Here is a 14,407-nt window from a genome sequence, read left to right as displayed (position 1 = left end):
ATCTTAATATTGAAAGAGGGAGGATATGAAATTTCGATTGGAGCCGCGAAAAAAGAAAGGAGATAGAATTCCCGCCTGAGAGACGAAACTTTCGGATCTTAGATCGGGGGCAGCGATCCAGATTCTTTCCAAACCCAGAAGTCGTCGCAAAACACCCGTTTTGTGGACGATCTGAACCCCATTCTGTCTGCGGTTCCACTGAAACACGTCCTTTCCGAAAAAGCCGCGTGTTTCGACCGAAAGAAAATCTCCCTTAAGAGAAACTTTCATAAAACAAGTTCTGTTGATAAAACGGACCCAGTCGAGAAGAAATGCAAAACCGATATAGCCGAATGTAAGATATCCTACACTCCGATACAACAGGGGATTCTGCAAGATAGGAAGATTCAAAACCTTAGGAATCAAAAGAAAGTCCGTGAACTTCTGAAGATACGACGCGGACAAACCGCCGAGCAGATAACAACCGTAGAGAATTCCGCCCACGAGAAACGTAATCAGGATCGGAGGAATCGGATTGATCTTTAAATAAACCGGAACTCCGAAGGAAACGTCGTTCGCGTTTAAAGAATCCCATCCGGAATAAATTCTTTTTTCATTTTGTTTCATATTTTTTGATGATGCAATTCCTTTCTGTGCTTCCAGAGATCGATCAAACCGTCTTCGATTTTTTTCGCGGTCCGATCCCAGGTCCAATCGGAAGCGTTCCAAATTTCCGGACGTTCCAATTTTCTTTTTTTGAGTTCGGATAAAGCGCGAACCCAAGAATTCACTCCGAGGGGCTCCGCAAACAAATCCACACTTCGATCCAAAATTTCATGAAAGACAGGAATATCGGAGGCGACGCAGATCTTTCCTTCCCGAAGTGCCTCCAACAAGGGAAGACCGAAACCTTCGTGAATCGAAGGAAACAAAAAGGAAACACAATTTCTATACAACCAGGCAAGGACTTCGTCAGCGGGATTTTCCACGAAAAAAATTCCTTCCGATTCCAAGGTTCCCTCTTTTAACAATTCGGTCAGGCCCTCCGACTTCCATCCGAGACGCCCCGCGATCACAAGCGGATACGGAAAAGAAGGATCCTCTTTTTTCAAAGCGCGATACGCCGAAACAAGAGTGGTTAGATTCTTACGAGGTTCGAGGGTTCCGATTGTAAATAAAAAGTTTCCAGGAAGTTTTCGAAGAGGTTCACGAAGAATCGGAAAAGAATCCACTCCCGGATAAACCACCTTCAATTTAGAATCCAGCGCCGGTCTGAACTTGAGAATATCGTTGCGCGTGTTTTCGGAAAGACAAAACACGAGATCCGCTTTTTTCAAAGTTCGGGGCGAAAGAATCCGGTGTTGCCAGTAGTTCGCGGTCGTCATCGTCTCAGGAGCCGATCGAAAATTGAGATCGTGATAGTTGACCGCGGTCAACGCGCTCCCGCAAGAAAAGGGTAACAATTGAAGAGTCCCCCAAAAAAGATCGAGACGATCTTTTTTGATTCTTCTTGGAATGGTCCAGTTCAACCAAGCCACACCGGGAAGTTTTCCAGTTAGAAAAAATCTCGAGTTTTGGTTCGAAAGAATATCATAAAATACGGTATGAATCGGTTTGTTCGAATAGAGATAATATTCCAGAGGAGATTCGTTTGTGATCAGCCTTCTCAAAACTTCGGCGAGATATCTTGAATTCCCCGTGATCCCGTATGCGAGAGGACGGACGTCCACACCCACCCTCGGTTTGTATTTGAGTTCGTTCGTTCGAATCGTCATCGTCGTAATTTTTTTTATGATTCTTCCGTTCTCGGTTGTTCGTCTTGAATCAATAAAAGAAGAATATATTGAAAGACCGCAAAATAAAGAAGATAGGAAGCCATCATCAACTTTTCTTCCTTACCGCCTCCGATGACGGATCGATTGCAAAGAAGAATCACGATCGAACCGATCAAAAAGGAAGAACTCACTTTATCATTTGCAAACAAGATTCGAACCGAAGCCGAACATTTTTTCCAGAAAGAATCGGAACCGTTTTTCCAAAATGGCAAAACTTTTTCTTCCACAAAGGACCAAAGACGCGCGAGAAGAATTGCGGAAGGGTATAAAAGAAAGACGAACGCGTGGACCCAGGAAATCCCGCTGAAGACAATCGAAAAAACGAACAAACATCCTAGGGTCAATTCTTCCTTTCGTCTTGCAAAAACTTTCCAGAAGAAGGGAATCACGAGACCCAAGGAAAGAATATAATAAATTCCTTTTACTGCTTTTTCCGAAAGTTCCGCGAGAGGATAACCGAGCTGCGATTGATTGAGAACGTCGGCGTAGTTGAGAAAATATTTCGCAAGAGTAGCGTTCAAACTCTGATTGTTCTTCCAAGCGCGGAACAAAGGAGACTTGAGATAGTTGTCCAAGATCAACTGTTTCCAAGTCAACGTCATCTCTATCGTAAAACTAGGAGCGTATATACAAGGAAGAAGAATCCAAAAAACGGAAAACACAAACGTATAAAGAACGGCCCGATATCTTTTTTGCATCAAAAAGAAAAGAACAAAGGCTCCCGGAGTCAACTTGATTACGATCGCAAGCCCGAGCAGCAGACCGGACAACCAATCTCTCTTCGTATGCACCGAAGCTAAGATCAGAAACATCAAAAGAAAACCGACTTGGTTGTTGTTCTGATGATTTTCCAAAAAGCGAAGATTGAGAAGACAAAGAACCACGATAAAAACCAAATTCCCTTTGATGGGAAGTCGGATCGAAAGGATGTATAAAAAACCCAGAAGAGCCAAGAAGTTCAGACTCAAAAAAACTGCAGAAGCGATCGGATACGGAAGAAAGGAAATCGGGATCAACAAAAATGCAAACGTGGGAGGATAGATATAAGAACCAAGACCCTCCATCATCTCCTTGAGCTGCATAAAAACCTTCGGAGTAAACGCCTCTTCGACTTTGATCTCCCCGGTTTGCAGTTTACTAAGGATTTCGTCGATCTGTTCTAAATTATATAAATTATTTCCTTCCGTAAAACGAACGGAAGCGTTGTAGTAATCTCTGAAATCGGAACGATTTCCCGATTTGGAAATCCCATTGATGAAGAGGAGGGAGAAAAACAAAATCGTTCCCGCAAGGATCCAGGTTTTTCGGTCTCTCAATTGCATTCTGAAACACTTTTTGATCGCACTCGAAAAGCCAACCAATAAAATTCTCCTACATCCCGCTTGCGATTTGGAAAAGGAATCCTTATCCCTTCAGAAAAAAGATTCTCCCGTAAACATTCTCCAAATCCACTGCAATTAGAATGTTGTTTTCCGATCTCGAAGAATTCGAATTTGAACTGCCCGAAGATAGAATCGCACGTTACCCGGTAAGGAATCGGGACGAAAGCAGACTCATGCTTGTCGAAGTCGGATCCGAAAAAATCCACATAGAAGAGGCGTTCAAAAACATCGTTTCCTATTTGAGAGAAGGGGACGTCCTAATCGGGAATCATACTAAAGTAAGCAAACGCCGCGTTTATCTTAAGAATCCGCTCCGAACCCACGAGGCGATGTTTTTGGAAAGCAAGGATGGACTTTGGAGATGTAAGATTCGAAATTCACGAAAACTAAAAAAGGGCGACCGACTTCAGGACGTAAAGACCGGCCTTCGTTTTTTTCAAGTGGAAGGAAAAGAAGAAGAATTTGTCTTTTTAAGATCGGACAAAGAATTGCAGGAAGAGGATTTTCAAACGATCGGCGAGATTCCGATTCCTCCGTATCTAAAAAGGGAAGCGAACTCCGAAGATGAAATTCGTTATCAAACTCTTTTTGCAAAGACTCCGGGATCTGTTGCAGCTCCTACAGCGGGTCTTCATTTTTCGGAATCCTTGTTTCAAATTCTAAAAGAAAAAAAAATTCAGATCTGCACGTTGGAACTTACGGTTGGTTACGGAACCTTTCAACCTCTCACTGAAGAAAATTTTCAAAATAAAAAATTACATCGAGAAGAATTCTTTTTGGAAGAAGCGAGCGCTTCCATTCTCAATCTCGCAAAAAAAGAAGGAAGAAGAATCATCTCCATCGGGACCACGACGCTTCGTGCCTTGGAATCCACATTCGACCCGAAGACAAAAACGTTTCGATTCGGACGGGGGGCGACCGAACTTTTTTTACAACCGGACGACAAACTCCAAAGCTGCGAAGGATTGATCACAAACTTTCACTTACCGGGATCGAGTCTTCTCTTACTCGTCTCCGCGTTCGCGGGAAAAAAATTGATCTTGCAAGCCTATCAAAAAGCGATCCAAGGAGAATTTCGATTCTATTCCTACGGAGACGCGATGCTGATTCTAAAGTAGATTATGATTGATAACCGAAGGGAACTAGGGAACAATCGTCTTCAGTGATAAAAAGAATAACGGCCGCTCAGGCAGAGATCAAACTTCACGCGGGAAAACAAAGACCCAAAAACGGCCTTCCCGATTTTTTGGCGTTTCACAGAGAAGAACTGAGTTCCTTACCGAAGGCTTTGGAAAATCCGGGCATTCTTTCCAACATTCTCATAACCGGTCCGGCATTAGAAGCGAACCTTACCTTACTTCAAGAATACATCTCCAATCTTAAAAAAGGAATCAAAGTAGTCTGCGATCCCCATCCGGGATTCTTAACTCTCGCGGGCTTTCCGGGAAACTCCGAATACCGCGCCGGCAAAATGGTGGAAGCGGACGGCGGTTATCTGCTTCTTCCGATGAGAGCGCTTACGGAAGATCCGAACTTATACTTTCTCGTAAAAGGAGTTTTACAAACCGGAAGCATCGACTTCCTGACTCTTCCCGAAATGACAGGCTCCAAAGAGATGAATCGCTTTCATCCTTCGATAAACACTCGCTTTCGTTTGATCCTCGTGGGAGAAGAAGGAGAAGTCGACTTTATCACCGGAGTCGATCCCGATTTCTACGAAAGTTTTTCTTTTAAGATTCATCTTCCTTACGAAGCTGTGATGAAGAGCAAGAAGAATCTTCAGCTTTTCGGAGGACTCATTCATTCCTGGGAAAAACCGGGTTATCCCAGCTTCGATTCTTCCGCAGTGGACGCGTTACTCGAAATCGGACTTCGCTGGAACGACAGCAGAGCGAGACTTTCCCTTTCTTTTGCGGAACTCCGCACGTTCGTGGGTGAACTTCTCGTTCTTTACAAAAAGGAAAAGAAGACGATCTCCCGCGCTCAAGTGGAATCGGCCATTCCCACGATAGAAAAAAGAATCGCGGTTCACAAAAGAAGATATCAGGAAAGCGTTCGTGAAGGTCTGACATCCATCCAGCTCAAAGGGAAAAAGACGGGAAGAATCAACGGCTTATCCGTAATTCTTCTGCATTCTTCTTTGTCCGATTTCGGCCAAGTGAACCAAGTCTCCGCGCGCGTCGCTTTGGGTTCCGGAAATTTCATCAACATCGAAAGAGAAGTGAACCTTTCGGGCGACTTACACGATAAAGGCGTATTCATATTACAATCTTATATTAAAGGAATGTTCTCTCATATCCAGTCCTTCGGTCTGGACGCGTCGATTTTGTTCGAACAAAACTATTCTCCGATCGACGGTGACTCCGCGAGTTGTGCGGAATTGCTCGCGATTCTTTCTGCGCTTTCCGGTTTGGAAATTCCGTGTAACATCGCAGTGACCGGAGCTCTTTCTCAGTACGGGGAAATTCTTCCTGTCGGTTCGGTGAACACGAAGATCGCGGCATGGTACGACATGATTCAGATAGTTGGAAATACGAAAGATAAGTACAGGGTTTACATTCCGACTTCCAATATTCGCGACTTGAATCTTCCCGCTCACATTCGGAAGGCGATCGACAAAGGGAAATTCCAGATCTACACCTGTTCTCACGTCGAGGAATTGATTCCGGAAGTTTTTGGAATTCCAGCGGGAAAATTCGGCAAAAACGGAAAATATCCTCAGGGAAGTCTGTTCCATTTGATAGAGGAAAGAATCGATCGGAAAAAAGAGGAAGAACACGAATAGGGTATGCCTTAAGCGTCGATGTGACAGAATTCCATAAAAAATTTCTTTCCCGCTGACCCTCGGTTTTGAAACTGGACGGTAGGAATCAAACGCGTTTTTTTTGAATTATTTTTTGCTCTGTCTGCTCCGCTAAGACAATTTCAAACTTTGGAAAACTCAAATGGGAACCGAACGATTCCGGAAAAAAAGAATCCATCGTTCCATGGATTCTTTCGGAACTTTTCGTCTAAAACCAGACTCGCATTTGTAGGTGATCCTTCGATTCCGATTGCCGATACTAAATAAAGATACGAAAATGAGACTCATCGGGGCGATCAATATTCAATCCTCCTTGCTGGTCAGCGGTTTGTCCGCGTTAGGACTTGGGGTTCTCCTTTCCGTCGCTCAAGTAAAAACTCCCGAGAATCTTCCGAAAATGGATTCCTTTCCGATGGAAGACGGGGAAATTCCTTCCAATTCTCAACCGACCCTCAAAGGAAAAGAAGAAAAGCCGAAGGAGGATATACAGGTATTTCATATTTTGGGTTCTCGCAGAATCGACTTTCTCGGAGAATCAGGCAAAAACTACGAAATCCAAGAGGATCACGGATCCAATTTTGCAAAACTCGGTAACGGCTGGAGTCCGTTTCCTTCCAAAGATTCCCTTGCTTGGAACCAACCGGATTCTCTCTTCAGCGATCAGAATACCAACTGGACCGGAGCCCGCTTTTTCGGCGGAAAACAAGGAAAGGTTCAACTGAATTCTTCGATCCGTCCTTCGTCTCCTTTTTCAGAATTGGCTCCTTCCCTTCGAGGAAGAAAATCGGATCCTTTCGGAACCGGAGATAAAACCGGCGTAAATCAATCCACGTTAGACAACTTTGAACTCAGTTATTCGGTCGCACCCGGAGTCGATGCGATTTTAAAAACGGGGAACTCGCTTCCTTATACCGCGGATCAAAAAGATCAGGGTTATTCGATGGCGGGTTTTTCATTTAAGCCGAACGATTTCATCAACACTAAGATTGTTTCCGGAAGTTCCTTCGGAAATTCAAGCATGGCTTCCAGCCGTTTTCTCTATTCTTCTCCCGGATCCAATTCTCAGGCGCTCAACGCGGATCCGAATATGGGAAACAATCCCGTTCTTAGAAATCAGGCTTTGGGAAACAGCAGCGGACGCGTGATCGAATGGCAGGCGAACATCCAACCGATCCGTCGTCTTTCGTTTCAGACTTCGGTTTTGAACAAGGAAAAAGACAAGGGATTGTACAATCCGGAAGCGGCACGTTTTTCGATGTTCATCGATTTTACAAAAATCATTCTCAACATCCGTTATAGTTACTCCGCAGATCCGACTACGAAAAACAACGGTCTTTATATGACCCCGGAAGCGGACGCGACCACTCTCGGTTTTACGATGCTTTTGGATCCAGCGGGAAGATATTCTCTCTTTCTCGGCAACAACTACTACAATCTTCTTTCTCAGAGAAACGCGGGAATCAATACACAAACGGATGAGCCTCTTCGTTCTTTCTCCGCCGGCTTTCGAGGAAAGACGGGCTTTCAAAACGCGATCTTTTTTATGAATTTCAGGAACAACCTTTCCAAGGGCGTGATCTACACCGACGTAGGACCGTTCCGTCTTCCGGCTTACTCTCAATACTATTCCGAATACTTCACTTCCTTGGGAATGGAGTTGTCTTTCTAAACTTCTTTTCTGGTTGCCCGTTTTTCTATATGCGGAATTTTGATCGGCAGAGGAGCTCCTACACGAAAGAAGTTCGTGTAAAAGAATTCTTCTTAAAAATAAAATAGGTTCAAAGGGAATCAAAGAATGTTCGGAAACAAGTTAGAATCGCTCAAGCAGATGAATCAGATGCGCGTGAAAATGAAAAAAGTGGAAAAGGATCTCATGGCTCTTTCCTTCGAAGCGAAATCCAAAAACGATCTGGTTACTTGTATCTCCGACGGAAAATTAAACATCAAAGAGATTCTCATCGAAGACGAACTTCTCGCAAAAAACGACAAAAAACTTTTACAAAAAAGCATCAAACAAGCGGTGACTCGTTCTCTGGAACTCGCGCAAAAAGCGGCGGAAGAAAGAATGGGAGAATTCAGAGGTATGATTCCCGGAATGGAATGATTCTTTTCGTATCCGATTTCGATTCTTCGTATCTTTTTAAGTTCGGTGAAATCGAATTCTTTCAAAAACGTTTCCAAACGGAAACGGACTTCGAGTTCCGATCGTAAGAACTTTCGTTCGGGCTTCTTACGTTAAAAACCCGAACGATGGAAAGAATTTTATTTTATAGAATTCAAATCTTTTGTGTGAGCTCCTACAAATTACGGACGTCCTCCGTTTGAAACCGCCAGGCAAAGTCGTTCCTGAGAATGTATGAGTTCCTACACTTTTCGGTTTTCGGAAAAACGTTCTCAATGTATTCCGCGGAACGATTTGTTTCCGGTTAAATCGGTTTAGATTTCAGGAAATTCTTCCCAAAAAAAGAAGTTAGTTGGTTCGATTTCGCTCGGAAGAATGAAAGTATTCGAGGGGACAGATGATTTCGGGACCGTCCGTTTCGGGAAGAAGAACCGGTTCTCCTTTTTCTTCGGTTCTCGTCACGGATTGAGAAACCTGACCGAGTCGATACGGATCCGCGTTTACTTGCAAAATCTTTAAACTAGGAACCGTCTTTTTCAAAAGAACCACGGCGGGTTGTGTTCCCGTGTTGCTCCGGTTTTGATCTATAAAATGAAACTGCCCCGGTTTGAGATTGGAAAGAGGAAGAATAAAAGGAAGAGGTTGTGTGTCATACAACTTTCTGAGTTCCCCTCCGTCTTGATTCGCAAGTGGGAAGGGAAGAGCCGAAAGAACGGATTCGATTCCCGTTTTAAAGGCGGCCGCGCCCGCGGAATCCACTCCCAATTGAGCTTCCGAAAGAGCAGTTTCCCCCGTCGACAGCCAGAGAAACGCGGCGAACAATCGAATGAAAGAAGTCTCGCCCGAAATTCCAAGATCATTCTTTTGCGAAGCGGAAAGCGAAGCCACGGCGGAGGAAGATAGAAAAACTTCGGCCAAACTTTGCGCGTCCTTGGCTCTGACGGAAGCGCCCGAGAGAGTTTTCTTAAAGAAAGAATTTCTTTCCTGAAGATTGGAACCCGAGACCGTATAAAGATATTTCATAAAGGCGTACGCAAAAGAATAATCCACGACCGAAGAAAAGTTCGCCGATCCGAAGATGGTGGAACCGTTCACACCTCTCGCACAAACCCCGGCGACGTTTCCCCGATAACACTGGATCCGATTCATCTGCGGAGAATAACCGGCAATATCGCTCGCTACCTCGCTCGTTCCTTCGTTCAACCAGGTTTCATCTCGAACCTTTTGGGAAAGATAATCCGGAAGTTCGTATTGAAATCGGATGAGGTGTTGGAATTCGTGGGCGATCGTAGAAAGCATCGTGTCCGACTTTCCGGAAGCGAGATCCTTCTCCGCCAATTCCTTCAGCTGCACCGAATCTATATAAAGAATTTCTTTTCCATTGGAACGGACGTTCGATCGCGCATCGTCCGTAAGAAAATCATAAGGATCGAAAAAGCCGGCCACAAAAGAACCGCCGGGTTTACTTCCGTCCCGAATATCCAAAAAAAGAATGTGGACTTTTCCGTTTTGATCCATGTCCGAAGGGGGGCCGAACGCAGCGCCGAGTTTAGGAAAAATTTTCTGATCGAATTCTCGAACGATACTTTTATAATCCAGATTCTGCTCCTGTCCGTATTCCGCGTAAACCGAAACCGTATCGCCTTCGCCCACGAGACTCGCCTGAAGACAATAAGATGCATTTTTTGTAATGTCTCTAACCCAGAATTTTCCGGGGCCGCTGCAACTGATCGCGGTAAGAATCAAAGCCTGGACATACTGAGCGCCTAACTTTTGTTTTGCGCCGGGAAAGAGCGCGGGGAAAACGCCCTCCAAAGAACAGGAGTTGAGGAAAAAAAGAAAGAGAAGAAGTCCCGAAAAAAATCCAAGATTGTTTCGAGAATTCCGCTTCATCGAAATTCTTAGACGAAAAAAGACATACAATCTAGAACGTTGACTTGGAACGAACCGTCCATAGGATGTAAAAAAGGACCCCGGCATGCTTTTTATAGGGAAGGAGAAGACAGGAAACTTGATTGAGATTCTCTCTTGCCCCCGTAACTTGTCAGGATCTTTCTCCATCAAATCAGGAGCAATCAACATTGGATAAAATATTCCACGTCGATCCCCTTATAAAAAACGCAAAATCCGCGGTTTTTGCGGGGATTTGTATCTTCAGCGTCGTGTTTTGTTCCTCAAGTGAGAAAAGAATCGAGTCGGATCCGAACTCATTTTTAAAAATCGTATCGGGAGAATACTACTCCAAAATTCAGAAGTTGGAAGAAGGTTATTTTGTAAGACAGTTGTTCCTGGACGCGAGTCCTACTAAAAAAAATCCGAAATTTATCTTCACTCAGTTGAGCGTTACCTTGAGCAAAAACCGGGAAGAAACAAGAATCGAAGGAATCGCCAAAACCACGAAGACCGGATTCCAACTCGTTCCGGAATCTTGTCGAGTTTTTACAAACCGAGAATCTGGAAATCGTTGGGCGCTCGTGCGCGCGTACGACTGTGATCACCTTGTTTTCGAACTTGCATCGAAAAAACCGAATTCGATTTCCATCGAACCGGATTTTATTCCGGGAACACCCTCCGGAGAATATCGAAAAGCGATCTCTTCCGATCCGAACAGAATCAGCGCGCTCGTTTTGGAAAGCGGCGGAAAAATTTTAGAAGTCTGGGGTCTTCGTTTGTCCCGCGTTCGCAAAAATGCGACGATCGTTTTGGAAAAGGAAGACGGGAAACGTTATCCGGTGAGAGCCTTGGAAACGATCGAAACGACGGGGCAGGTCACAGCCGAAGGAATTCCGGTCAACAAAGGAGACATTCTTCTTTATTCAAATCCGGGAGAATCGACCCCTTTGTCCTATTGACATTTTAGAATATTATAAATTACCGTAATAGATCGGGACCAATTTCAGATAAGGAAGTTGGATCCGGATCCAGTCCAATTCTTCCTTGGAAATCTTCAAACCGGACCATTCCAAATAACGAAGGTCGGTCATTTCATAGATATATTTGATTTCCTTAATTTTCGTGTTTCCGATCCTCAACTCGAGAAGATTCTTACAACCGGCGATCGGTTCCAAAGAGGCGACTTCCGTCTCTCGAATATCCAATTGTCTGAGTTTGCACTCCGGTCCGATAAAGGAAAGATCTTTGATCTTTGTTTTGTAGAGTCCCAGTTTTGTAAGAGCTCCTACACCCGGATAGGCGGCGAGATCCTTTTCATCCACGGATGTCCGATTCAAATAAAGACTGTGTAGAAGGGGAAGTTTGGAAAGCGGACTCAAATTTTTCACCTTTGTTCCGTTGACGTTCAAAAAACCGATGGTTTTCAGAGCGCTCAGTTCTTCCAAATTTTCGAACTCGGGGTGAAGAATTTCCAGAGAAACCAAGTTCCTAAAATCGCCCAATCTCGCGGTGTCCGGAAATTCACTTTCGTTAAAACCGATCCAGCGCACCTGATAAGGATAGTATCTAAGAATCTTTCCTTCTCTCGAAAAAACCGGAATCGCTCCTGAAATCGGATTCTTATCCAAAACCGCGCAGGAGAGAAAAAAGGTAAGAAGGGAGAAAAGTGAAATCTTCCGAAAAAAAATAGCCGGAACCCTTTGAGTCATTCTGAGACGATTAGAACGGAGTTGGAAGAAAGAGAAACCAAATTCTATTCTTCTCCGGAAATCTAAGAAAATCCTACGTAATGCGAAATCGCAAAATTAGATCCGATTCTTCCTTAGATTTATTTTTTAAATGATATTGAGTTTGACTCTCATCTTCATACTTTAAGAATGGTTCCCAAAAGGCAGAAGGAGAATTCATGAAAACTTTCCAAAAGATTGCAAAAACGACAGTTATTTTCGGCCTCATCTTGGGCTCCCTAATTCACTGTAAAAAAGACGACAAAGAAGACGTAGACCCGGTTACGCTCCTTTTGTTGGGACTTGCGGCTAACGGTTACAACTGTTCCGCGACCGTAGGAGGAAGAGTGGCGGGTCTTCCGGCAATGACGGCGACAACCTCCGTTCAAACCCTCGTCTACGGAAAAGTCCCGTTTGTGAATCACTCGATCGCAGCCGTAAAATTTTCCAACGTAAAGGCCGGCGATCAGATCACTTTCCGCGGAAGAAACGTCGCGGACTTTGACGAAGGAACCGCCGCTAACACAAACGCTCCGTTGGTTTACAACACCGCTTCCTGTCCTCTTGTAGATTCGGCTTATGATTCCGCAAGATCCTCTTATACAACTCCGAGTGAAGGTCAATACGGAGCCGCGGCCGGCGACGGTCCTTACGTCTACACTCTGAACGCGACCAAGGGAGGAGATTACTACTTCGTCTTTTACTTGGCGAGCAGAACAGCGGAACCTCCGACGACTACGTTTCAAATCACCCTGAAAAACTGAGTTCTTCCCGGTATTCGTAATGAAAAGAATCTCGAACCTCGAACTTTTTTGGAAACAAATCCGTCTGGGGCTCGGGATCCTTTTGTTTTTATCCTGTGCGAGACAACATCCGGCGGTCGACGAAAACGAACTCGCAATCAAACAATCCTTGCTCGCACTTCAAAAACAATTGGAAGACGCGGCGAGTTCTAAAATTCTTTCCACGGAATCCAACGGAGACGGTTCTTATACCACAAAGATAAGAGCGGTTTCGTATGACGTTTGGATTAAATTCAATTTTTCGAATATGGCACAAATATCGGCCCCCGATTCCGCGGGAGGTTGGGACGTCGGATTTCAGAGATTCAAACTCCAGACGAACAGCGGAGTCACACATTCTTCCGGAAACGGAGGCGCTTGTATGACCAATCCTACAATTACCGATTTTAGCGCGGCTTCCGGAAGTTCCTCTTCGGCTTTGGGATGCACAAACGCGAATTTTTCGCCCGACACAAACGTTTCCGAACTCGCTTCCGGAGGAGTTCAGACCAATTACGTGGGAAGCGACGTCCTAAACAAATGGTTCAATTATACGCTCGCTTTTTTACAACCCAACTATAAAGTTTTTGTAATACGTTCCAATACGGGAAGCGAATACTATCTTTTCCAAGTCACGGGCTATTATAGCTCCGAAGGTACGGCCGCGTATCCGACCGTAAAATGGAAACGGATTCCTTACTGATCTCAATATCGACATGTTCTTGATTAACAAACTTTTTAGACACAAGGGAATTTCGATCTTCTTTCTGATTCTTTTTTTATCACCTCTTCAGGCGCAAGACGACAAATCAAAAAAAGAATCCTCAGTTCCGGAAAAAGAATCGCCTAACACGACTACTGTTAAATCCGAAACTAACGTTCCGGATTCTCAAAAAGAAAACGGACAAGAAGATTCTCAAATCGTAGTCACAGGTTCTCGGGGAGAAAGAAGACTCAAGGATTCCACCGTAGCGACGGAAGTAATCTCACGTAAAAAGATCGAAGCCAGCGGAGCGAGAAACGCCGCGGAGGTTTTGGAAACCCAACTTGGAATCGACGTGGTACCTTTTTTCGGAGGTTCTCGGGTGCGGATGTTGGGTATGGATTCACAGTATGTCCTGATTCTTATCGACGGAGAAAGAATTTCGGGAAGACTCAATAACGCAGTCGATCTTAGCCGCTTCAAGGTTCAGAATCTGGAAAGGATCGAAATCGTAAAAGGCGCGTCATCCGCTCTTTACGGCGCGGACGCGATCGGCGGCGTGATCAACCTCATCACAAAAGAAGGCGACAAAAAACTCAGCTACGAAATGAGAACGACTTACGGGAACGGAAATCGGAAAAACTTCAACACGGAAGGGGAATTCAACACAACCGCAAATCTGGGTTTTCGAAACGAACTCGTCAGCGGAAACGTTTCGGCTGGTTACAACAAGAACCCCGGTTATCGATTGGTTCCGGATTCTCAAGCCACGACCGGAAACGCTTATCAGGATCTGAACACGGGTATGAATCTTATCTTCAACCCCGACGGAAAATTCAAAGCGAAGACAAGAATTCTTTATCAACACAGGGATCAAAACGGAGTCGACGTCACCCAGTCGAAGGCGGTCTTCGATCGCAACAACAAGACCCACGACTTTCTCGCGACCGGGGCGTTGGAATACGCCTTCGGAAGAAAGAATCTGATCTCCTTCCGAGGAAACGTTTCCAAGTGGGAAAACAAATACTATAACAATCAAAGAGGCTCGGACGAGTTGGACGTTAAACAACTTAACGCCGAATTGACTTCTCAAGGAACCGTTCAGCTCGACTGGGAAGCGGCCGAAAGACATTTTATCACCGCGGGCGTAGAATCCTTTGCGAACGAATTGGAATCCGATC

13 protein-coding genes are annotated in these 14,407 nt (G+C 44.7%); 8 read left to right on the top strand and 5 right to left on the bottom strand.

What is annotated here, in order from left to right; genetic code table 11:
• Positions 1–3 precede the first annotated feature (3 nt).
• Genes CH376_RS01700 through CH376_RS01690 form a run of 3 tightly spaced genes read right to left on the bottom strand, consistent with a single transcriptional unit; the run spans position 4 to position 3,136 of the window.
• The gene (locus CH376_RS01700) at positions 4–606 is read right to left on the bottom strand and encodes an LIC20162 family protein (RefSeq protein ID WP_100786504.1); all 603 of its coding nucleotides are present in this window, start codon (positions 604–606) and stop codon (positions 4–6) included.
• Entirely contained in the window at positions 603–1,754 is a 1,152-nt protein-coding gene (locus CH376_RS01695; RefSeq protein WP_100786503.1) for a glycosyltransferase family 4 protein, read from the bottom strand. Before CH376_RS01695 ends, CH376_RS01700 begins: the two co-directional genes overlap by 4 nt.
• Positions 1,755–1,768: 14 nt before the next feature.
• Entirely contained in the window at positions 1,769–3,136 is a 1,368-nt protein-coding gene (locus CH376_RS01690) for a glycosyltransferase family 87 protein (protein ID WP_100786502.1), read from the bottom strand.
• Positions 3,137–3,276: 140 nt separating this feature from the next.
• Here CH376_RS01690 and queA point away from each other — a divergent pair, with 140 nt between their 5' ends.
• From queA to CH376_RS01670, 4 genes are all read left to right on the top strand, one after another.
• Positions 3,277–4,314, top strand: coding sequence for a tRNA preQ1(34) S-adenosylmethionine ribosyltransferase-isomerase QueA (queA, locus tag CH376_RS01685; RefSeq protein ID WP_100786501.1), 1,038 nt, complete (start codon positions 3,277–3,279; stop codon positions 4,312–4,314).
• Between the two features lie 44 nt (positions 4,315–4,358).
• Positions 4,359–5,981 (top strand): AAA family ATPase, encoded by a 1,623-nt coding sequence (locus CH376_RS01680; protein ID WP_100786500.1) that lies wholly within the window; start codon positions 4,359–4,361, stop codon positions 5,979–5,981.
• A 295-nt stretch (positions 5,982–6,276) separates the two neighbouring features.
• Positions 6,277–7,668 carry a hypothetical protein gene (locus tag CH376_RS01675; protein WP_100786499.1) on the top strand — a complete coding sequence of 464 codons (1,392 nt, stop codon included), beginning with the start codon at positions 6,277–6,279 and terminating at the stop codon, positions 7,666–7,668.
• Between the two features lie 126 nt (positions 7,669–7,794).
• The gene (locus tag CH376_RS01670) at positions 7,795–8,103 is read left to right on the top strand and encodes a YbaB/EbfC family nucleoid-associated protein (protein ID WP_100786498.1); all 309 of its coding nucleotides are present in this window, start codon (positions 7,795–7,797) and stop codon (positions 8,101–8,103) included.
• A gap of 366 nt (positions 8,104–8,469) precedes the next feature.
• Here the strand turns inward: CH376_RS01670 and CH376_RS01665 are convergent, their stop codons facing one another.
• Positions 8,470–10,014 carry a peptidase M30 gene (locus tag CH376_RS01665; protein ID WP_100786497.1) on the bottom strand — a complete coding sequence of 515 codons (1,545 nt, stop codon included), beginning with the start codon at positions 10,012–10,014 and terminating at the stop codon, positions 8,470–8,472.
• Between the two features lie 218 nt (positions 10,015–10,232).
• Here CH376_RS01665 and CH376_RS01660 point away from each other — a divergent pair, with 218 nt between their 5' ends.
• A complete protein-coding gene (locus tag CH376_RS01660) occupies positions 10,233–10,973 on the top strand; it encodes a hypothetical protein (RefSeq protein ID WP_100786613.1) in 741 nt (246 codons plus the stop codon).
• A 12-nt stretch (positions 10,974–10,985) separates the two neighbouring features.
• Here the strand turns inward: CH376_RS01660 and CH376_RS01655 are convergent, their stop codons facing one another.
• The gene (locus CH376_RS01655; protein ID WP_167883197.1) at positions 10,986–11,723 is read right to left on the bottom strand and encodes a leucine-rich repeat domain-containing protein; all 738 of its coding nucleotides are present in this window, start codon (positions 11,721–11,723) and stop codon (positions 10,986–10,988) included.
• Positions 11,724–11,920: 197 nt separating this feature from the next.
• On the opposite strand from CH376_RS01655, the gene CH376_RS01650 reads away from it, so the two are divergent.
• The 3 genes from CH376_RS01650 to CH376_RS01640 all read left to right on the top strand — a co-directional run.
• Positions 11,921–12,505, top strand: a complete 585-nt coding sequence (locus CH376_RS01650; protein WP_100786496.1) for an LIC20153 family lipoprotein — start codon at positions 11,921–11,923, stop codon at positions 12,503–12,505.
• A 19-nt stretch (positions 12,506–12,524) separates the two neighbouring features.
• On the top strand, positions 12,525–13,226 hold the full coding sequence (locus tag CH376_RS01645; RefSeq protein ID WP_100786495.1) for an HmuY family protein: 702 nt from the start codon (positions 12,525–12,527) through the stop codon (positions 13,224–13,226).
• Positions 13,227–13,239: 13 nt separating this feature from the next.
• Positions 13,240–14,407: TonB-dependent receptor plug domain-containing protein (locus CH376_RS01640; RefSeq protein ID WP_133124659.1), on the top strand; the 1,168-nt coding region annotated here is incomplete at its 3' end.

Source organism: Leptospira adleri, from assembly GCF_002811985.1.
GTDB lineage: Bacteria > Spirochaetota > Leptospiria > Leptospirales > Leptospiraceae > Leptospira > Leptospira adleri.
The sequence above is the reverse complement of the archived record's forward strand: the minus strand, read 5'-3'. Positions and strand labels throughout refer to the sequence as shown.

Coding starts and splice junctions, on each gene's coding strand:
- CH376_RS01700 (WP_100786504.1), bottom strand. CDS start 606: ATGAAACAAAATGAAAAAAGAATTTATTCCGGATGGGATTCTTTAAAC.
- CH376_RS01695 (WP_100786503.1), bottom strand. CDS start 1,754: ATGACGATTCGAACGAACGAACTCAAATACAAACCGAGGGTGGGTGTG.
- CH376_RS01690 (WP_100786502.1), bottom strand. CDS start 3,136: ATGCAATTGAGAGACCGAAAAACCTGGATCCTTGCGGGAACGATTTTG.
- queA (WP_100786501.1), top strand. CDS start 3,277: ATGTTGTTTTCCGATCTCGAAGAATTCGAATTTGAACTGCCCGAAGAT.
- CH376_RS01675 (WP_100786499.1), top strand. CDS start 6,277: ATGAGACTCATCGGGGCGATCAATATTCAATCCTCCTTGCTGGTCAGC.
- CH376_RS01670 (WP_100786498.1), top strand. CDS start 7,795: ATGTTCGGAAACAAGTTAGAATCGCTCAAGCAGATGAATCAGATGCGC.
- CH376_RS01665 (WP_100786497.1), bottom strand. CDS start 10,014: ATGAAGCGGAATTCTCGAAACAATCTTGGATTTTTTTCGGGACTTCTT.
- CH376_RS01655 (WP_167883197.1), bottom strand. CDS start 11,723: ATGACTCAAAGGGTTCCGGCTATTTTTTTTCGGAAGATTTCACTTTTC.
- CH376_RS01650 (WP_100786496.1), top strand. CDS start 11,921: ATGAAAACTTTCCAAAAGATTGCAAAAACGACAGTTATTTTCGGCCTC.
- CH376_RS01645 (WP_100786495.1), top strand. CDS start 12,525: ATGAAAAGAATCTCGAACCTCGAACTTTTTTGGAAACAAATCCGTCTG.